20 protein-coding genes, 1 tRNA gene and 1 other RNA gene are annotated in these 18,438 nt (G+C 38.0%); 10 read left to right on the forward strand and 12 right to left on the reverse strand.

The window, feature by feature from the left end; genetic code table 11:
* The first annotated feature begins 54 nt into the window (after positions 1 to 54).
* The 3 genes from ACQ96U_RS04630 (at position 55) to ACQ96U_RS04640 (ending at position 2,482) form a co-directional block, all read left to right on the forward strand.
* Positions 55 to 417 (forward strand): hypothetical protein, encoded by a 363-nt coding sequence (locus tag ACQ96U_RS04630; RefSeq protein ID WP_431720059.1) that lies wholly within the window; start codon positions 55 to 57, stop codon positions 415 to 417.
* Between the two features lie 253 nt (positions 418 to 670).
* Positions 671 to 1,816, forward strand: a complete 1,146-nt coding sequence (locus tag ACQ96U_RS04635) for a type IV pilus assembly protein FimV (protein ID WP_431720060.1) — start codon at positions 671 to 673, stop codon at positions 1,814 to 1,816.
* Between the two features lie 195 nt (positions 1,817 to 2,011).
* The gene (locus ACQ96U_RS04640; RefSeq protein ID WP_431720061.1) at positions 2,012 to 2,482 is read left to right on the forward strand and encodes a hypothetical protein; all 471 of its coding nucleotides are present in this window, start codon (positions 2,012 to 2,014) and stop codon (positions 2,480 to 2,482) included.
* Here ACQ96U_RS04640 and ACQ96U_RS04645 read toward each other — a convergent pair.
* Positions 2,471 to 2,722: a hypothetical protein gene (locus ACQ96U_RS04645; RefSeq protein ID WP_431720062.1), complete on the reverse strand. Its 252-nt coding sequence runs from the start codon at positions 2,720 to 2,722 to the stop codon at positions 2,471 to 2,473. The two genes, ACQ96U_RS04640 and ACQ96U_RS04645, sit on opposite strands and share 12 nt — an antisense overlap.
* 37 nt (positions 2,723 to 2,759) lie before the next feature.
* Positions 2,760 to 3,497, reverse strand: coding sequence for a flagellar brake protein (locus ACQ96U_RS04650; RefSeq protein WP_431720063.1), 738 nt, complete (start codon positions 3,495 to 3,497; stop codon positions 2,760 to 2,762).
* A gap of 566 nt (positions 3,498 to 4,063) precedes the next feature.
* Here ACQ96U_RS04650 and ACQ96U_RS04655 point away from each other — a divergent pair.
* Positions 4,064 to 5,020, forward strand: a complete 957-nt coding sequence (locus ACQ96U_RS04655; RefSeq protein ID WP_431720064.1) for a GGDEF domain-containing response regulator — start codon at positions 4,064 to 4,066, stop codon at positions 5,018 to 5,020.
* Between the two features lie 400 nt (positions 5,021 to 5,420).
* A tRNA-Thr gene (locus tag ACQ96U_RS04660) sits at positions 5,421 to 5,496 on the forward strand.
* Positions 5,497 to 5,537: 41 nt separating this feature from the next.
* Here ACQ96U_RS04660 and ACQ96U_RS04665 read toward each other — a convergent pair.
* The 9 genes from ACQ96U_RS04665 to ACQ96U_RS04705 form a co-directional block, all read right to left on the reverse strand.
* Positions 5,538 to 6,092 (reverse strand): hypothetical protein, encoded by a 555-nt coding sequence (locus ACQ96U_RS04665; RefSeq protein ID WP_431720065.1) that lies wholly within the window; start codon positions 6,090 to 6,092, stop codon positions 5,538 to 5,540.
* A gap of 583 nt (positions 6,093 to 6,675) precedes the next feature.
* Entirely contained in the window at positions 6,676 to 7,146 is a 471-nt protein-coding gene (locus ACQ96U_RS04670; RefSeq protein WP_431720066.1) for a C40 family peptidase, read from the reverse strand.
* 557 nt (positions 7,147 to 7,703) lie between these two features.
* Positions 7,704 to 8,096, reverse strand: a complete 393-nt coding sequence (gene gcvH, locus ACQ96U_RS04675) for a glycine cleavage system protein GcvH (protein ID WP_215820833.1) — start codon at positions 8,094 to 8,096, stop codon at positions 7,704 to 7,706.
* A gap of 150 nt (positions 8,097 to 8,246) precedes the next feature.
* On the reverse strand, positions 8,247 to 9,875 hold the full coding sequence (locus ACQ96U_RS04680; RefSeq protein WP_431720067.1) for an ABC transporter permease: 1,629 nt from the start codon (positions 9,873 to 9,875) through the stop codon (positions 8,247 to 8,249).
* Between the two features lie 189 nt (positions 9,876 to 10,064).
* Positions 10,065 to 11,096: an extracellular solute-binding protein gene (locus ACQ96U_RS04685; protein WP_431720068.1), complete on the reverse strand. Its 1,032-nt coding sequence runs from the start codon at positions 11,094 to 11,096 to the stop codon at positions 10,065 to 10,067.
* Positions 11,097 to 11,235: 139 nt separating this feature from the next.
* Positions 11,236 to 12,516: an FAD-dependent monooxygenase gene (locus ACQ96U_RS04690; RefSeq protein ID WP_431720069.1), complete on the reverse strand. Its 1,281-nt coding sequence runs from the start codon at positions 12,514 to 12,516 to the stop codon at positions 11,236 to 11,238.
* 12 nt (positions 12,517 to 12,528) lie between these two features.
* A complete protein-coding gene (ubiH, locus tag ACQ96U_RS04695; protein WP_431720070.1) occupies positions 12,529 to 13,752 on the reverse strand; it encodes a 2-octaprenyl-6-methoxyphenyl hydroxylase in 1,224 nt (407 codons plus the stop codon).
* A 22-nt stretch (positions 13,753 to 13,774) separates the two neighbouring features.
* Complete coding sequence (gene pepP, locus ACQ96U_RS04700) at positions 13,775 to 15,097, reverse strand: Xaa-Pro aminopeptidase (RefSeq protein ID WP_431720071.1); 1,323 nt, start codon at positions 15,095 to 15,097, stop codon at positions 13,775 to 13,777.
* A 134-nt stretch (positions 15,098 to 15,231) separates the two neighbouring features.
* On the reverse strand, positions 15,232 to 15,825 hold the full coding sequence (locus ACQ96U_RS04705; protein WP_431720072.1) for a UPF0149 family protein: 594 nt from the start codon (positions 15,823 to 15,825) through the stop codon (positions 15,232 to 15,234).
* A gap of 130 nt (positions 15,826 to 15,955) precedes the next feature.
* Between ACQ96U_RS04705 and ACQ96U_RS04710 the strand changes: the two genes are divergently transcribed.
* The 4 genes from ACQ96U_RS04710 (at position 15,956) to ACQ96U_RS04725 (ending at position 17,326) form a co-directional block, all read left to right on the forward strand.
* The gene (locus ACQ96U_RS04710) at positions 15,956 to 16,165 is read left to right on the forward strand and encodes a TIGR02449 family protein (RefSeq protein ID WP_431720073.1); all 210 of its coding nucleotides are present in this window, start codon (positions 15,956 to 15,958) and stop codon (positions 16,163 to 16,165) included.
* A complete protein-coding gene (locus ACQ96U_RS04715) occupies positions 16,162 to 16,482 on the forward strand; it encodes a cell division protein ZapA (protein ID WP_431720074.1) in 321 nt (106 codons plus the stop codon). The genes ACQ96U_RS04710 and ACQ96U_RS04715 overlap by 4 nt, the downstream gene beginning before the upstream one ends.
* Positions 16,483 to 16,542: 60 nt before the next feature.
* Positions 16,543 to 16,723, forward strand: a non-coding RNA gene (ssrS, locus tag ACQ96U_RS04720) — 6S RNA.
* 12 nt (positions 16,724 to 16,735) lie between these two features.
* Entirely contained in the window at positions 16,736 to 17,326 is a 591-nt protein-coding gene (locus tag ACQ96U_RS04725) for a 5-formyltetrahydrofolate cyclo-ligase (RefSeq protein ID WP_431720075.1), read from the forward strand.
* A 30-nt stretch (positions 17,327 to 17,356) separates the two neighbouring features.
* On the opposite strand, the gene ACQ96U_RS04730 is transcribed toward ACQ96U_RS04725, so the two are convergent.
* A complete protein-coding gene (locus tag ACQ96U_RS04730; protein ID WP_431720076.1) occupies positions 17,357 to 17,488 on the reverse strand; it encodes a hypothetical protein in 132 nt (43 codons plus the stop codon).
* A 413-nt stretch (positions 17,489 to 17,901) separates the two neighbouring features.
* On the opposite strand from ACQ96U_RS04730, the gene ACQ96U_RS04735 reads away from it, so the two are divergent.
* Positions 17,902 to 18,375 (forward strand): EVE domain-containing protein, encoded by a 474-nt coding sequence (locus ACQ96U_RS04735; RefSeq protein WP_431720077.1) that lies wholly within the window; start codon positions 17,902 to 17,904, stop codon positions 18,373 to 18,375.
* Positions 18,376 to 18,438 lie beyond the last annotated feature (63 nt).

Here is an 18,438-nt window from a genome sequence, read left to right on the forward strand (position 1 = left end):
CAAAGTAAACAAGCGTACAATACTCATGAAGAGTATATAAAGATTGGCTAGATTATGGACATCTATAAAATCCATTCAGCTTTAAAAGCCGAGCTTCAGGAAAAAGACATACAAAATATTATACCTAATCCAATAAATTATAGATTTAAAAATCCAGTTTACCTACAAGTTGATGAAGTCAAACAAGCTATTTTTGATGATATTAATAAAATAAATAGAACACTAGAGCGAGTTGAGAAGCTACCACTAATAATAGATATACCTCATCCCACTGAACATAGTATCGAAGTTATAGTGATTATTGCAGAACAGGTAAAAAACCTATATCAAACACAAGGATGGCTGATTACAACACTAATAAAAAGGTCAACAGACGACTTTATTCCACATATAATACAATACACTTTAACCAATTAAACTTACAAAACTATATTTTTTAAAATCAGATCTCACCTATAAAAACAGCTCCACACTCATTCATTAAATAGTCTTCATTAAAATTTATAACTATACAAAAAGTATCTATATATTTAATGATTAGTCATCTTCTCATTACAAATGACATTGACATTTTTTACAGATAAAACTTATTTATATGACATTTTAGCTATAATAAGGTTGTTATAGTTCAAATCAAAATAATTGGCTTGTTTATAAAGAGAAATATACTATGAGGTTCCAACAAGCATTAGCTTTTGTTTCTTTTGGTTGTGTTTTTTCTAGTTCAGTTTTAGCGCTTGGTTTGGGAAGATTAGATGTAAAATCCTCATATGGTGAACCATTAAATGCCCAACTTGAGCTTATTGAAGTTGGAGACCTGACTAAGAATGAAATTATCGCAAAATTTGCAAGTGCAGATGATATAGGCAGGTTAGGTACAAATCGAAATATCTTATATAGCAATTTCCACTTTGATGTAACGATCAACCAAAATAAAACTGGATTTATTAAAATCACTACAGATAGACCTATTAAAGAACCCTCTGTAGATTTATTTGTTTCTTTGATCTGGCCAAATGGAAAGCTAGTGAGAAAGTATGAAGTTTCTACTGAGTTACCTGCATTTGTGCAAAGGTATCAAAATCGTTACGATGCTTTAGTTGCTAAGCATTCTCAACCAGTAATCACCGAACCCTTTGCTCACAAGACACACCAACCAATTATCTCCAACAAGCAGTTTTCAAGCCTCGATTATTACTATGTGCAAGAAAACGATACTCTCATGGAAATAGCAGCTCAAATGAGGCCGTCAACAACCGTCTCCCTTCAACAAACTATGATTGCTATCTATCGAGAAAACCCACATGCATTCATTAACAATAATATAAACCTGCTCAAAAAGAATATTGAATTAAAGCTACCAAAACAAAGTGATGTAGCCAAGATACCCTATACAACAGCTGTTGCAAGTATTAATAAACATCACCGTCAATGGCAAGATATAAATACATCTCATTCTTCAGTAGCATCCACAGATCGTCCTGCAACAACAAGTAGCTATGTCAAACCCGAAAATATAAAACCTAAAACCAAAAAACAAGATAAAGCCAGGTTAAAAATTGTTACTCAAGAAAATGCTTCTTCTAAACAAATGCCAACTAAGAAGACAAACACAATGTCTAACGTTGATTTCAATAAATTGCAAAATCAACTTACTTCAGATAAAAGCGAGTTGGCTGCAATAAATGAGAGTAACAGAAAATCATTTGCTAAACTTAAAGATCTTGAACGAAGAATACAATCTCTAAAACGAAGAATAAAGGATAAAGATGATAAGATCTCAACACTTCAAAGTGAGTTGGGTTCTGATCAATAACATTAGCTAAAAATCAACTGGTATTGTCAGAAATCAAAAATGATATATATATTACAAAAATATAGTTGTCAGTCTATATATTATTATATCGACCTTAACCTTTAACAAATAACAACATATTTCTAGTGGTTTTTATCTTTTTGTATTAAACTTTCAGAGTGTAGGGTACTACCTTTTGTAATAAGGTGACTATAAATGGACTTATACTACACTTTAATTTTTATATCCTTCACATTTATCACAGCGTCAATTCTTATACCACTTTTTCCAAAAGAAATCTTTGTTTATTATTTTTTTCATGGCAATAGTAAGAAGAAGGTGGAACTATTATTAATTGCAAAGCAACTAACAGAAAAGGTTACAATGGTGAGGAAAGATCTTTCACAAAAACTACAACTAACATATTATATAAAACCAGCTCTTTATGGAATCTTTCTTCAAATTATTATTTTTCTTTCACATTACTTTCATATAATGAATATAGGGCAAGATGCAATCAACTTGACATTGCTTGTCATATTTATAATTTATAGTGGGCATATAGTATACAATCTATCAATTTTGTTACAAAAAATCGTATATATAAAGCGCCAACAAAGCACATTAAAGCTCCTTAAGCAGCTCAACAGAAAAGAAAAAGATATTAAAAAAGGCTTATCGTTTTGAATTTAAAGATACTGCAGCGATAAGACATATTACAACCCCCATAAAAATAAAAAACAAGGTACTTTTTAATCCAACCCAAATTGCAATTATCATCTCTCGTTCAATATAATTGTAAAGAATACCAATTAGAATTCCAAACGGTATTGAAAAAACAAGAATTGAAACACCCACTATAAGCATCCATGCCAAAATTCTGCTTTTTCTAAATTTGCTATATATTCCCTTATCATAGCCACTCATTATTATACACCTTAAATGTAAGAATTCAGCTCATTTTTTAGGTATTATCAAGTTCCCTCCTACGCTGTTCTCTTTGTATTTTAAAAATAAATTGATCAAGTTTTTTCTGTATTTTTGATGGCAGGTCTATTAACCTACCTCCTACCAACGTGTATGTAATAGGTTTTCGATAACACCTGGCATGGCTTACTAGAATACGACATTTAATACTTGTTCCATCAGGCAAGGTAAACATACAATTGTTAACAATCACATCCTGACGTATTCCATCAGGTATAGGACCTGCAAACTTAATTTGAATACCTTTTGTTGATAAATCCAGTATTCTGCCATTGACAACCTTAGTACCAAAACCACTTAATACAACTTTTAAGTATTCAGTTTGAGAAATACTCACTCTATAGTCTGAACGTCTTTGCGAATGCTGTAATGTTTCTGGTAGTTCAAGCTTTAACGCTGGCATATCTTCAAATGACTCAATAGACATCAGTGTTGTGACAAAATGAGTTTTATGGCCCCTTTCAGAACAATCTACTTTAACTTTACAACCATCGTTGATGAAGCCTTCAGGAGCAGGTGGATACAAGTCATCAATAAGTACGAACTCTTCCTGTGGGTCAACCATAAGAATCATACTTCGAAAGATATGTTCATCGTCATTTATTTTTACATTAATAAAACTATGATCTCGACATAATCTACTTAGAACATGAAAAGATACTAAGTCTTTCTCTTTCTCTACTGATTGCTTAAACCACCTCAACATACTAAACATTAATACTACCTTTGAATACCAAAGTTCTACATATCAATCTCTTATTATTTATATTAATTCTAATGATTGGGTTATACCAGACTTGAGGTCTCATTCGACTTCGTTTTTTAGATGTTCATAATTCATAATTATCATTCAACTTGAGTACATATTCACAGACTATAACCATAACGAAGTTTTTTTAGGGACTGCAGTTAAAAGCTCCTCAGGGAAATAAGATCCGTAAAGGACATATCATGTCATACTGAAAATATCTGGTTATCATAAAATGTCATATATTTGAAAAGTTGTTTATCCACCTTCTACTTTTTTTGCTTCAATAGTATTGTAGACACCTCTAAAACCACTTTTTTATATCCCATAAAAAACTCTAAAGTTATATAACTCAGGTTAGACCAATCAGTTTTTACATAAAATTTATAATAATTTTGATGCGATATATAAATTTTTTATTTATTCCAAAATGCAATATATGTTTCATTCTATTTTTTTACTTAGCATCATTCATAAACGTATATAATTATAAGACATACGTTGTCATATGATTATTGGATCAAGGTTAACACTTGAATATACTTATTGCTGATGATACACCTTCGATGAGGGTTTTTCTGCAAAAGGTTATTAGTGATACTGGTCATACAGTACATACTGTATGTGATGGTCATGAAGCACTTTCTTATATGAAAAACCATGAAATTGATATGATCTTCATGGATATTCAAATGCCTGATCTTAATGGTATAGAAACAGCAAAAATCATCAGAGATCAACAATCTGAGTGGCTACCTATCATTTTTATTAGTGCAACAGAAAATGACCAAGAGTTTGCTGAAGCACTTAGTGCAGGAGGCGATGGTATTTTAACAAAACCACTAAAACCTATTTTGGTTCATGCTCAAATACGTGCAATGCAGAGAATCGTCGATATACAACGAAAACTCCATATGATGAACAGTCAGTTACAAAGTTTAAGCAAAACTGATGTATTGACTGGTGTAGCCAATCGTAGTGGATTTTATGACGTATCTGAAAGAGAGTTAAAACGCTGTCGTCGAGAACAAAAAGCTTTAAGCATCTTAATGATTGATGTTGATTTTTTTAAACAATACAATGATAACTATGGACACTTGGAAGGCGATCACTGCCTTGTAACAATAGCCCAAGCATTGAAAAATAATCTTAAACGTCCTCTCGATTACATATGTCGATTTGGTGGAGAAGAGTTTGTAGTTCTTCTCCCTATGACTGAACTGGATGGTGCTCGTTTAATCGCTCAACAGCTAAGACAAACTGTTCAAAATTTAGAAATACCTCACAAAGCTAGCTCTGTAAGCCCCTTCGTATCGATAAGTATTGGCGCAGCCTCAAACCAAGACCATATCAATACTTTTACTATCAACGATTTATTGACTAAAGCTGATGCTGCGCTCTATACAGCTAAAGAAAGGGGAAGAAATCAGATTGTCGCCATTTCACCTAACAAGTACGGTCAATTTCCTACAAGCTCAGTCCAAATCTAGCTTATGCGTTCATTTTATTTCTTTGCCATAATAAGCTGTATAAGCTCTTTGTCTGTAAAGCCGCATTAAGGAAGATAAGGCTGGAGCTTTATGCGCATGGAAAGCGCGTAAAAACAGGAAAGCATATTGTCTTGATAAGCTGTGTTTAAACGTTAATAACGTGTGTGAAACTCAATAACTGAACTGTCCGATAAAGACATTTTAAATAAAACTTTAATTACCTCATTTCTTAATAAAACTTTTACCAATCTAGCGAACCCATTACCATGGATTCGCTATTTTTTTTGCTTCTTGCATTAACCTTTCTTTCTATGTCCAGCAACCTATAATGAACATTTTTTAAACACCTATGACCTATTGACATATCCACTCATCCAAACTAACATCTGCACTCTCCGTTGCCGGTATAGCTCAGCTGGTAGAGCAACTGACTTGTAATCAGTAGGTCCTGGGTTCGACTCCTAGTGCCGGCACCATATCTCATTTTATCCTTATGTTTGACTCTGATATCCAATCACTAAAGTCCTGGGTTGTTTTTACCCAACAATTCAAAATTCCTACTACCAGTGAATGTCATCTCAGTCCACTTGACCACACCAACAGCTTCTGCAAACCATATGTCACTGACTCCGGCATCATAGCACCCACCAGTCAATTTCAGGTGAGTGACATTATCAAAAGTTCCTGCTTTAGTAGTTAACTGACCATATTTTTCATAGATAACAGTTTTGTCAGCGCAGAAGAATTTAACATCACTTGAAAAACCAATACCAGCTGAAAAGTCAGTCATTAAATTAACTTTCTGGTCATACTCATTCCAAATATGAATTTGACCTTTTTCATTAACTTTAAGCCATTGTTTGCCTAGCCCTGCAAATTGATTGAATTTATACCATCCATTATTTTCATTCATTATTTTACTTTGAATGACATCGTGGTTATTTTCGGAGTTGACATAAGTCAAACTATCTCCAACATTCATTCTAAAGAATTGATCTGCACAACCTATTGCAGGAACCATGCTGATAAGCATAACGCCAATAAGTTTTTTGCTGAGTTTTAAAGTTTTCATGGCTACATCTCCTTATGTAGTATTTTTTAGTGCTGTTTTTTTTATGACTTTATTTTTTGCTTTTCCCTATGATTAAAGTCTTAAAATCAACTGGGGTTTAAATTCTCTTTATGTTGTTATAATAGGACAGGTAATTAAATAATAAAACCGAAAATTAATAAGTAATTATGCGTATTTATATTTTTGAAATAATTAAAAACAAGCGGGATGCGGCATACAGTATACGACACTAAAAGAGAGAGAATATTCTATTGATCAAGATCAATAAAAATTTACCCTCAACAAAAAACGATGTTATTTTTTTGTCGATAACTACCTTAAGGACGCTTATAAAAATAGTGATTTTTTGTGAAAGTAAGGAAGTTAATAAGTGACCAGTTAGTTATTTTAATTTACTACCTTTGTAAGCTATGGCTGAACAACTTACCTTCCTTGGTACTATCCTGATAGGCTTTAAATCATCATAATTGAATATTTAATTACGATACATGGCGTATTTGGTATAGAACGACACACAAGTATGATTAATTTTCACGGTTAAGGATATTTGATAGTGAATTGAGTTAAGTATTTACCGAAATGCCTAATTGGCGAGTACACGATTCACTCGATAGAGTCGCTTTGACCAATACTTACTGTTAATACTTGAAATAGTAACACCTTTGCGGGTTGAAACATGTAAAAATTTGCTTTCTCCCATAAAAATACCAACATGGCTTACTTTTCGGCCATTATGAAAAAAAACCAAATCACCATACTGAGCTTGACTATACGACACTCGTTTTCCCACTTTTATTTGGCTTCTGGAAGAACGAGGTAATTTTATGCCAAATAGTGTTTTATAAGTCTGCTGGATAAAGCCAGAGCAATCAATACCATTTTTTGTTGTACCACCATAACGGTAAGGTGTTCCTCGCCAGTTTTGATAGTGGTTATTTAATAATGTCTTAACTTCGTTTTGAGAAGATAAATCTTCATCCTGTGTAAAAACAACACACCCAGTTATTTGTAGGGTGGTAATAAGCACTACTAACTTAAATATTCGAAACACCATAGGCAACGACTCCACATGCTGCATAATTTAATAGGATACTTCTCGCTATAATCTCTCCGGATTTTGTCTAGTTAGAGATTACAAATGACAAAAACAGCTGATGAGGTCACTCAAACAGCTAAACATTGTATGTTTTGATGTATTTGCCATGATTGGTCATTCCTTTGAAAACTCAAGCAAAAATTACACCAATACAAATGTACTTTTGTTTGACAGAACAAAATGTTAATAGTTGCTTCTTTAGTGGAAATACAGCGCAAGATTTTGAATAAAATCTAATTTTTATTACCTATTAGCTCTTGCTATCTATGTGAAATACTTACACAAAGCTATTTTTAAATATATTTGAAAGCGTCATTTAAACAGTATCAGAAGTGCTCAACATCTAGGGAGTAAGGTATATGCAAAAACCTAGATCACATGACGTTGATGTCGTACCCAGGCAACACTAAAGGAGAGGATTAGCACTCATACCACATGATTAAGCGCCAATAATTTGAATCAAAACATGCAATGAGCAGTTTAACTGCTCATTTTTAAAAAGGTTTAAGCCACTACTATTCATCAGCTTCGCATAACTCACTATACGCTTCAGCATCTAGCAGCTCATCAACTTCAACTTGGTCTTTAATTTTTATTTTAAATAACCAGCCATCTCCATATGGATCAGAGTTTACGAGTTCAGGCGCTTCTTCCAAATCTTCATTGATAGCAATTACATCGCCAGAAAGTGGTGCAAACATATCAGAAGCTGCTTTGACTGACTCTATCGTCCCTACTTCATCACCTGCACTAATGGTTGCATCAACATCAGGCAACTCAATAAATACAACATCGCCTAGCAACTCCTGAGCATGGTCAGTAATACCAACCACCGCTGTGTTGTCGTCCTCAAGGCGCACCCATTCATGGGTTGATACATAGCGCAACTCTGCAGGTATGCTGCTCATTATTATTGTCCTCTCAAATGCTGAGTTCAAGGAGGTAAAACTGTCGTCTTAACCATAAACAACAGTCGCCATAACTGCAACCAAAAATCTCATGACAAGTACTATCGTATATACTTTATAGCCGTTCTGTTATTTTTCACATTTATTTGTTTATTCTGGCTTGCTTTCATTACGATAACGAGATTTTCTCATCAAAAGAAATACTGGAATAAGTCCAACCAATACTAAAGCTAAAGCAGGAAGTGCCGCCCTTTGCCACTCGCCCTCTGATGTCATTTCATAAATGCGTACAGCAAGTGTATCCCATCCGAACGGGCGCATTAAAAGAGTCGCTGGCATTTCTTTCATTACATCAACAAACACTAAAATGCCTGCTGTTATTAAACCTGGAGCCAATATTGGCACATAAACTCTTCTGACAATGGCTAGGCCACTCACACCTAAACTTCGAGCAGCTTCATGTAGGCTTGATCGAATACTTTGTAATGCCGCATCAGTGGGTCCAAAAGCAACCGCAATAAAACGGATAATATAGGCTAAAAGCAAAGCAAGAAAGCTACCCAAAAGTAGCGGCTGCGGAGGTAAACCAATCCACTCTTGAAGTGGAATAAGAAGGTGATTATCTACCTGGCTGAACGCAAACATAATACCGACTGCCAATACTGAGCCTGGAAGGGCATAACCTAAATTTGCTGCCATTACAGTCTTCTTAAGCCAGTGATCTTTATGAAACCGTTTAGCGAAGCTCAATACTAAAGCAACACAAACAACGGCTAAACTTGCCGAACTAGCTAATATAATAGAGTGCCCTACTAATCCTGCAAAATGGCTATCAATATCTTGTATTCCCTGTTTCACAACCCATACCAGCAATTGCGCTACTGGCAGAATAAAAGCAAAGCCCAAGACAATTGAGGCATAAATTAATGCTGCATAACACGGCATACCTTTTAATCTATAGGGTTTATGCTGATGAGAGCGCTGTTGTAACGCGTATTGTGTACTTCCCCTGCCCCGCTGCTCTAGCCAAAATGCCATACACACAAACAGCATTAATAAAGTAGCCAGTTGGGCAGCGGCTTGTAAATTAAAAAAACCATACCACGCTTTATAAATAGCGGTTGTAAACGTATCGTAATTAAATGTTGCAACAGTTCCAAAGTCCGCTAACGTTTCCATAAGGGCAAGGCCAACCCCTGCCGCAATGGCTGGTCTGGCGATAGGTAGTGCAACTCGCCAAAATGCTTGAAATGGTGTTAGTCCTAAAATTCGAGCAGCATCTATTGCTCCACGTCCCTGTGTAATAAATGCACTACGTGCCAACATATACACATAAGGATAAAAAACTAACACTAAGACCAACACAACCCCACCCGGGCTGCGAATAGAGGGAAAAAAACGGCTTGTACCAAACCACTCTCTTAATAAGGTTTGTAACGGTCCACTAAACTCAAAAAAACCCAAGTATACAAATGCCAATACATAAGCTGGAATAGCAAAAGGTAACATTAATGCCCAGTCAAAAAACTTCCGTCCAGGAAAATCACACATCGTTGTTAACCAGGCCAAACTGACGCCAATGACCATTACTCCAAGACCAACTCCAACAAGTAAAAACAGCGTATTAGCAAGCAAACGACCTAATTGAGTTTCAATTAAATGTAGCCAAATTTCCGTTTGAAAATCGTGCCAACTAATAATCAGCACTAATAGAGGCATGAGGACTATGCCTGCAATCGTAAATGATAGACGGCGCAATAATGGAGGATGCTTTATCACAACGAGCTTACTTTCCTGATTAAATTACCCACAATAATAAATTAAGTGGTTGTAAGTGCTGTATACCCATAACTAAGGGTATAAAGGGCTATGAGCTTATATGAATATGTAAACTGGGTGAAGTCTGTAGAAAGGAGAAGTTAAAAACGCCCGTAAATATACACAGGCGCTTTATCAACGGCTGAAAAATTAATGATAACCTGCACGGTCCATTAGTTTTATAGCTTCGCCTTGTAATCGCCCGGCTGCCTCAACATTAAGCTGGTCTTGTTTAAACTCCCCCCAACGGGCAACCAATTCAGAAGGTTTCACACTTTGATTAGCGGGAAACTCCATATTAACATTTGCAAAAATTTTCTGAGCTTCTGGCTGACTTAACCACTCTAAAAAGGCAACGGCTGTTGCTTTGTGCTTAGCATATTTAGTAATCCCAGCACCAGAAATATTGACATGCGTTCCAGATGATGACTGGTTTGCCCAAAATATTTTTAACTTTAGATTGGGTTTTTCTTTTAATAGACGTCCAAAGTAGTATGTGTTCACCACAGTGACATCACACTGCCCTGCATCTACGGCTTGTAACGCTAATGTATCATTAGAAAAAACAGGCGTAGCGAGATTATTTACCCAGCCTTTTACGATCACTTCTGTTTTCTCTTGGCCTAAGCGAGCAATTAAAGTACCAACCAACGACTGGTTATAGACTTTTTTAGCAGTACGCAAGCAAAGCCGTCCATCCCACTTACTTGAAGCTAAATCCTCATATGTGGATAACTCTTCTGGTTTCACTCGATCGGTCGCATAGACCATTGTTCGTGCACGCACAGACAAACCAAACCAGTTGTTATTAGGATCTCTTAAATGCTCAGGAATATTTTTATTTAAAATTTCAGATTGTACTGGCTGCAACAGGCCTTTTTGCTGTGCCTGCCATAAATTCCCTGCGTCAACGGTAATAAACATATCCGCAGGTGTTGCCTTTCCTTCCGCTTGCATTCTTGCAATTAAAGGTCCCTCTGCATCTGTCACATAGCGGATTTTAACACCTGTCTCTTTTGTGTATTGATCAAATAAAGGCTTAATGAGGTGTTCTTTACGTGAGGAATAAATAACCATCTCGCCTTTATTTTCAGTGCTGCTGGCAACACTCATATCTGCGATGGTTAGTGTCACAATGAAAAGCGAGGTCAATGCTAATGAGGAAAAACGTTTTTGAGACATAGGTGACTCCTGTAGCCATATGTCGCTAATGATAATGATTAACATTTATACAAGCAACAAACACTCACATCTCAAAGCACGTCAAGTGGAAGGATTATATCTCTGCATAGCAAAACAAAGCACACAGTATTAGCTCTACTTACAGACCTACGGCTTTCTTTATCAACTGCTGCTTTAACCATGCTTGCTTGTTTACCCAGCTTAAACCTTGATTACGCAACCATCTGACGGGTAACTGCTGGCTTTGAAAGGTATGTTGAAAGCTTTCCATCAAGCCCATCATCATCAGGTTATCAGGCATCCGTTGACGCTGATAACGTGACAGAATATGTTCACCTCCAGGGGTATCACCTCTTTTAGCTGCACGTGCAACTTCGGTCACTAACGCAAGTGCATCAGCCATTCCCAAGTTCATGCCTTGTCCTGCAAGAGGATGAATAGTGTGAGCAGCATCTCCAGCAAGCACCACACCTTTCTTATAATACTGTTTGGCATGCCGCTGACGTAATGGGAATGATGCCTGATCTTTGATTTCAATGGCCTCCCCTAAACGTGCTTCAGTCGCCTGTGAAAGTTGCTTTAAAAGCATCGTTGTTGGTGCTTTCATTAACTTCTCTATATGAGTAGCAGGTGCTGACCAGACTATTGAAGTTACATCCTGACTTAGCTCATCTTGTTCAGTACTTAAATTATTCAAGGGTAATAACGCTAAGGGGCCTGTAGGCAAAAATACTTGCCAAGCAGTATGCTGATGACTGTTTTCCCATTTAACCGTTGCAACTAAAGCATGATGTAAGTAATCCCATTCCCGGGTAGTAAATTGTGCTAAACGACGAACCTGTGACCTAGCACCATCAGCACCAATAACTAATGATGCAGACAACTCTTGTCCACCATTTAATACAACGGTATAGGGATAATCCTGAGAAATTGAATTGGTATTCGTATTGAAAGATGCACGTGGACTTGAAAGCACCGCTGGTGTGTTAGCAACTAAAGCCGTTAACACATGCTCTGCATAGACATCAATTGCTGCTTGCTGTTCAAGTTGCTGCCAAAGTGCTGCTTGAATTGCCCTGTTTTCAATAATATAACCCAGTTGTCTGCGATGTACCTCTTCTGCCGTAAACTGGATATTCCCTGTCCCTTCACTGTCCCACACAAACATGCGCTTAAATGCACTCCTGCGAAATGCTTCTATAGCAGGCCAAACCCTTAGCTGAGAGAGAAAGTCAACTGTTGCCAGGGTAACAGCACTTACTCGATTATCAATACGGTCAGCTTTGGGCCATGATGCTAATTGATCAAGGGACTGATTATCGACAATTGCAATTTTATAGTCAGTTTGCTGACTGATTCCCAAGGCAATAGCAGCACCCACCATACCGCCACCGACAATCACAATATCATATGATTTCATTAACCTTCAGCCCTAATTAATTTTTGCAGCAGGTAACCCCATGCCCATAGCATGTTGCGTAAACAATGACTTGCCAGGAAAACAAAGATCCAAGCCAACCAAACCAAGGTTTCTCAAAATAGAAAGCGTAGGAGTAGTAGAACTAAACCAACGAACCAAACGATCACTCCATTGGATAGTCACTTGTTGATCTGCTTCTTGGCGCTTCACATAGTGATGCAATGTTTTGAGCGTATAAAGTGGCTGTTCCAGTACTAATGCTTCCTGAATAACCTCTGCTAAACGAAGTGCATCTCGTAATGCCAGATTAAAGCCTTGTCCTGCTACCGGATGTAACTGATGCGCTGCATTACCCAGCACAACAAGCCCAGGACGCACTTGCTCAGTACTACATCGAAGGGTAAGAGGGTAAATATGCCGAAGACCAACCTTAGTAAACCGACCCAACCGATAACCAAAGTTTTGCTGTAAGTATGAGGTAAAATCAGCTTCTGGCATTAATGCAATATCATCAACCATAGTTTCTGGTAATGACCAAACCAACGCACAGTGCCTACCTGATAACGGCAATAACGCCATGGGGCCAGATTCAGTAAAACGCTCATAAGCAATATTATTGTGAGACTTACTTAAGGCAACATTAGCGATCAACGCCGACTGATTATACTGCTTTTCCGTTATATCAATCCCAAGCTGCTCCGTTAGCCCTGAACGACCACCATCGGCAATAATGACAAGGTCAGCGGTAATGATTTCTGTTGTTTCATTACGCTCAACCTGTAATGAAGTACCTTTGTTATTAGGGCTAAGTGCCACTACCTTAGCGGGCATGATCAGCTCTAGCTTCTGTTTCTCTTCTGCCGCCATTAAATGTTTAAAGAGGGTTTGTCCCAAGTGTTGGTTACTTATGACATATCCTAGTGCTGACACCCCCTCATCCTGTGCATGCAAACGAGTAAAACCAAAATGTCCCTGGTTAGATACATGAATATGTTCAATAGGTGTCGCATAGGTAGTAAGCTCATCCCACAACCCCAGCTGCTCAAACAGTAAACGGGTTCCCCATGCTAAGGCTGTCGATCGAGCATCAAAACTAGGCTGCACATCTGACTGAGGAGTTGTTGGAAATGGTGCAGCCTCAATTAACGCAACTTTTTGCGGAAACATCCGTGCCAGTGTATGTGCCAGTGTCGCACCAACCATTCCTCCACCAATAATGACTACAGGAAAGTGCATCAACATCCCCTCAATTCGCTACCTACTGTACCTGCTGTATCAGCGCTTCAATCTCATGCACCTGTTTGGGTACCGCACTGGTTATAACGGTGTGTCCTGTCTCTGTCACAACAACATCATCCTCAATACGCACCCCAATCCCTTGCCACTTAGAATCGACTTCCATGTTGTCTGGCGCAATATAAATCCCTGGCTCAATAGTTAGTACCATGCCAGGCTCCAAGTCACGCCACTGCCCAGCAATTCGATAATCACCGACATCATGCACATCCATGCCAATCCAGTGACTGGATTTATGCATGTAGAAAGGTTTATAAGCTTCATCCTCAATGAGCTTATTCACATCCCCTGTTAAAATTCCAAGTTTAACCAAACCTTCAGTGATTACTCGCACAGTAATATCATGAATATGATTAAACACAGTGCCAGGCTTTATTGCTTCAATAGCTTCAAGCTGAGCTGTCAGTACAAGGTCATAGATAGCTCTCTGCTCTTCAGAAAAACGTCCATTAACAGGAAATGTACGAGTTATATCTGCGGCATAGTGGTCTAACTCACAGCCTGCATCAATAAGAATAAGTTCGCCATCCTTAAGCTGACAATCATTGTTGGTGTAATGCAAGATACATGCATTCTCCCCTCCCCCAACAATACTGGGATAAGCAGCAAAGCGAGCGCCAGCATGCATAAATTCATGAAGAATCTCAGCCTCTAGCTGATACTCATATAAACCAGGACGGCAAGCACGCATTGCCCTTAAATGAGCCTTTGCAGAAATTTCACCCGCTTCGGTCATTACTGCAATTTCCACATCACTTTTAAATAGTCGCTGTTCATGCAGGATATTTTCGAGTGCTATAAACTCTCCAGGAGGCTGTGCACCTTGCTTGGTTTTCGATTTAATCGACTTTATCCAGCCCATTAATCGACGATCAAAGACTTCATTTGCACCAATGGCATAATAAACTCTCGAGCGTCCCTCAATAAGGCCTGGCAAGATTTCATCAATATCATTAATAGGGAAAGCATCATCCATCCCATAGTTAGCCACAGCACCTTCTTGACCGGCCCGTCGTCCTTCCCATAACTCTTTTTCAGGATCCTTCTCCTGACAAAAAAGCACAGCTTCACCATGTGTTCGCCCAGGAATTAACACTAATACCGACTCAGACTCAGTAAATCCAGTTAAGTAATAAAAGTCACTATCCTGACGATAAGGATGCTCTACATCACGATTGCGAGGCTGCAATGGCGCTGAAGGTAAAATGGCAATGCTGTTTGCTTCCATCTCAGCCATTAATGCACTTCGACGATGCTTATATTCTACTGCGGTAATTTTTTTCATTTAGATTCCCTATGATTACCAAGTTGAGCAACTCACCACTTCACTGGACGCACTGCTACTGTCTTCTTTACTCAAAAAATACCTTACTTAACTTTGTTTATGTGAATATTTTTGTCAACATTAACACGCAAAAATTAATGTTTTTTCTTAGGCGGGTTTGATTGCGTCTGCTTTTGGTCAGAAGTTTTATTAAACTCTGTGTAAACTAATAATGCCGCCATACGGACATATTCAATAATTTCAGTTAAGTCTGACTCGTTGCTATCACTATCTTCTAATTCTGTTTCTAGCTGTGCAATTTGAGCAAAATCACGAAGTATGCCAATAATCTCCTCAGACAATGATGACTGAATGGCCCCCCCTAAACCAAACCCAGCCAGAAAGCTTTGTGACCAGCTACCAATGGCACGTGCCTGAGCTGTTAATGATTCAGCCTCGTCAGGAAGTAAAGGCTGAAAACCAAAGGATTGATCCTCAAGCTTAGTAATCACATGGTCATACAGATTAATTAACGTAACCTTTGCCTCATCCGTTAAGGCATCAATATCCATCATTTTTTGTGCAACTTGTAACCAAGTATCTGGCTGAAAACGTTTTCCAGAACACAAATAACCCGTCAATTGGCCATGTAACTCTGCTGGAGTTTGAATAGACTTTAAGCTAGAAAACAATTCAAACAAATTGTCATAGTCAAGGGCTTTCTCGTCACGTTGAGGATTATTGACCATATATTAAACCTATGCCCACCAATTAATTGGAGTAATGCTATCATTTCAATGTGTAACACTGTACCAAAGATTGACCCTTTTCATCAGGCACTCTATAGTAACCGCTGATATTACGGCTAATCTAAAGGCTATGGATGAACAACTAAATAACATGCTTCATCACAAAATTGATGAGCTATTAGCTCTATGCCAGCAATTACTAGAAGAAAACCAAACGCTTAAAGCAAATGAGCAAGCTTGGCGTGAGGAACGGGCACAACTCGTCGAGAAGAATGAACTCGCTCGTAGCAAAGTTGAAGCCATGATCAGCCGACTTAAAGCTCTGGAACAAGAATCATGAGCAATTCTGCTGTTAATACCACAACTGTTAGTATTTTAGATAAAGATTACCGTGTTAGCTGTGGCGAGGGAGAAAAAGCGGCTCTCGTAGAAGCAGCTAACTACTTAGACAGTAAAATGCGCGATATTCGTGGCACTGGTAAGGTGATTGGTTTAGAGCGCATCGCAGTAATGGCTGCTTTAAATATAGCCCATGAGTTATTACAGCTAGCAAAATCTATCTCCAAAGACCAGGAAGAAACCAAACGTCAGGTGGAACAGATCGTTAAAAAAGTCGATAAGGTGTTACAAGACGTAAATAGTGAACCTGGTTATTGATGCAAAAATTATCTAAAAAAAACCGCGACAATTTTTCTTAAATCATTATAATCTTAAACAGGCTCCCTGGTTTGCAGGCCAGTCACGACTGTCCCTGAGCCGATAATCGAAGATCAGGAGGCTCCTCGTAAATACTGGCGTGCATGTCCACTTAAAAGTGGAAAGCCCAACGTATTTCAGCAGCCACCACCTTGAACCATGGGTTCAAGGGCTATACTGACAGCGGCAAACTGGGGGTCATTCTTTTTTTGATATGAACTTGACCCGAAAATCACTCCGAACAACACTTCGCCAAAAACGTCGTCAGCTATCCAAGCAGCAACAGCAACGTGCTAGCGAAAGTCTTTTATCCAGCCTAAAAAAAAATCCAACATTTATAAAAAGCAAAACAGTTGCAGTGTATATTGCAAATGATGGTGAAATTAATTTATCACCTACAATTCGTTTTCTATGGAAATCAGGAAAGCACGTATTTTTACCTGTACTCCGGCCTGATAAACACAACCGGCTATGGTTTGTTCATTATCAGCCACATACGACATTAAGTCTGAATAACTTTAGCATTCCTGAACCAACACGCCGAGGAAATAAAGTTATTACCCCTTGGGCACTAGACCTTGTCCTCTTACCACTGGTTGGGTTCGATATTCATGGAGGTCGTTTGGGAATGGGGGGTGGCTTCTATGACCGCACATTTGCTTTTGTACAGACAATACCACACCTACGCCACCCTAAATTAATGGGTGTCGCACATGAGTGCCAACGTGTAGATAAACTGCCTACAGCCAGTTGGGATATACCCTTAAATGCAATAGCCACTGACCAACGGGTGTATCAATGTTAGCTAAAAAACAGGGGAAAGCGTTTAGTTTAGTTAGCGCTTACCTGTCTCATGATGGGACGATAACGCGAAGCTATCATTTATTTGCACAAACCCCGTAGCTATAACCCCAAACAAAAAAAGCGCAACCAATACCGTCATGAAATCTGGTTTTTTTTGTGTCATGACAATTAACACCACAAATTAAGTTACCGTCACTGGTTAAGAACAACAAGTCACATACCCTGCAAAATTTTTTGCAAGGTATAAACAGCTATCTATGAATTCTAATATATACGTAATACAAGTAGTCTGCTTACTGAGATTAACGCTTCGTTAAAAGCATGTTTACGGTTATTTTAACATCTAAAAACAATTTTCAATCTATTTACAAATCAACTACTCGTAGTATTTATTAATAATTTTCCTTCTTTACTCAATCAAATAGCGTTGTCAAATGAGTTATAAGACTCACAAATAATACGCTAACTGCCGCATTCTACTCTGATAGATAGCAAGCAAATGTGATGCTCACCTCATTACGTTAGAATAATACAAATAGAATGAATTTATTTTCTTATTTCAAGGTCTATTTCCGAATGGCTAAAAAACCGCGCTACTGGCTAATGAAAAGTGAACCTAATGTCTTTAGTATTGATGATCTCTTTAACTCACCAAACCAAACTGAGTCTTGGGATGGTGTAAGAAACTATCAAGCACGCAATATGATGCGTGACGAAATGCAGCAGGGCGATCAGGTTCTTTTTTATCACTCAAGCTGCAAACCTCCCGGCATTGTAGGCATCGCAGAAGTCAGCCGAACTGCTTACCCTGATCACACAGCTTGGGACCCCAACTCACCCTACTTTGACGTAAAAAGCACGCCTGAACACCCCCGCTGGTATATGGTTGATATAAAGTTCTACAAGAAATATTCCCGCATGATCAGTTTAGATGAACTGAAACAACAACCAGAACTTTGTGAAATGCCCTTAGTTAAACGCGGAAGCCGTTTATCGATTATGCCCGTCACCCAACAACAGTGGGACATTATTAACAAGCTAGCTGATTAGCACCTCTAACTATTTGTTTCATTCCCCACATCCATCTTTTCCTCCAACAAACTAAAGCTTTGC

It is taken from the genome of Zooshikella sp. RANM57 (genome assembly GCF_050749885.1).
In the GTDB taxonomy this organism is placed as follows: domain Bacteria; phylum Pseudomonadota; class Gammaproteobacteria; order Pseudomonadales; family Zooshikellaceae; genus Zooshikella.

What these genes read in the sequence shown, in the direction of transcription:
- ubiH (WP_431720070.1), bottom strand. Translation starts at nt 13,752, where the DNA reads ATGCACTTTCCTGTAGTCATTATTGGTGGAGGAATGGTTGGTGCGACA.
- ACQ96U_RS04725 (WP_431720075.1), top strand. Translation starts at nt 16,736, where the DNA reads ATGAACTTGACCCGAAAATCACTCCGAACAACACTTCGCCAAAAACGT.
- ACQ96U_RS04685 (WP_431720068.1), bottom strand. Translation starts at nt 11,096, where the DNA reads ATGTCTCAAAAACGTTTTTCCTCATTAGCATTGACCTCGCTTTTCATT.
- ACQ96U_RS04735 (WP_431720077.1), top strand. Translation starts at nt 17,902, where the DNA reads ATGGCTAAAAAACCGCGCTACTGGCTAATGAAAAGTGAACCTAATGTC.
- pepP (WP_431720071.1), bottom strand. Translation starts at nt 15,097, where the DNA reads ATGAAAAAAATTACCGCAGTAGAATATAAGCATCGTCGAAGTGCATTA.
- ACQ96U_RS04715 (WP_431720074.1), top strand. Translation starts at nt 16,162, where the DNA reads ATGAGCAATTCTGCTGTTAATACCACAACTGTTAGTATTTTAGATAAA.
- ACQ96U_RS04640 (WP_431720061.1), top strand. Translation starts at nt 2,012, where the DNA reads ATGGACTTATACTACACTTTAATTTTTATATCCTTCACATTTATCACA.
- ACQ96U_RS04670 (WP_431720066.1), bottom strand. Translation starts at nt 7,146, where the DNA reads ATGGTGTTTCGAATATTTAAGTTAGTAGTGCTTATTACCACCCTACAA.
- ACQ96U_RS04665 (WP_431720065.1), bottom strand. Translation starts at nt 6,092, where the DNA reads ATGAAAACTTTAAAACTCAGCAAAAAACTTATTGGCGTTATGCTTATC.
- gcvH (WP_215820833.1), bottom strand. Translation starts at nt 8,096, where the DNA reads ATGAGCAGCATACCTGCAGAGTTGCGCTATGTATCAACCCATGAATGG.
- ACQ96U_RS04730 (WP_431720076.1), bottom strand. Translation starts at nt 17,488, where the DNA reads ATGACACAAAAAAAACCAGATTTCATGACGGTATTGGTTGCGCTTTTT.
- ACQ96U_RS04650 (WP_431720063.1), bottom strand. Translation starts at nt 3,497, where the DNA reads ATGTTTAGTATGTTGAGGTGGTTTAAGCAATCAGTAGAGAAAGAGAAA.
- ACQ96U_RS04705 (WP_431720072.1), bottom strand. Translation starts at nt 15,825, where the DNA reads ATGGTCAATAATCCTCAACGTGACGAGAAAGCCCTTGACTATGACAAT.
- ACQ96U_RS04690 (WP_431720069.1), bottom strand. Translation starts at nt 12,516, where the DNA reads ATGAAATCATATGATATTGTGATTGTCGGTGGCGGTATGGTGGGTGCT.
- ACQ96U_RS04710 (WP_431720073.1), top strand. Translation starts at nt 15,956, where the DNA reads ATGGATGAACAACTAAATAACATGCTTCATCACAAAATTGATGAGCTA.
- ACQ96U_RS04645 (WP_431720062.1), bottom strand. Translation starts at nt 2,722, where the DNA reads ATGAGTGGCTATGATAAGGGAATATATAGCAAATTTAGAAAAAGCAGA.
- ACQ96U_RS04630 (WP_431720059.1), top strand. Translation starts at nt 55, where the DNA reads ATGGACATCTATAAAATCCATTCAGCTTTAAAAGCCGAGCTTCAGGAA.
- ACQ96U_RS04635 (WP_431720060.1), top strand. Translation starts at nt 671, where the DNA reads ATGAGGTTCCAACAAGCATTAGCTTTTGTTTCTTTTGGTTGTGTTTTT.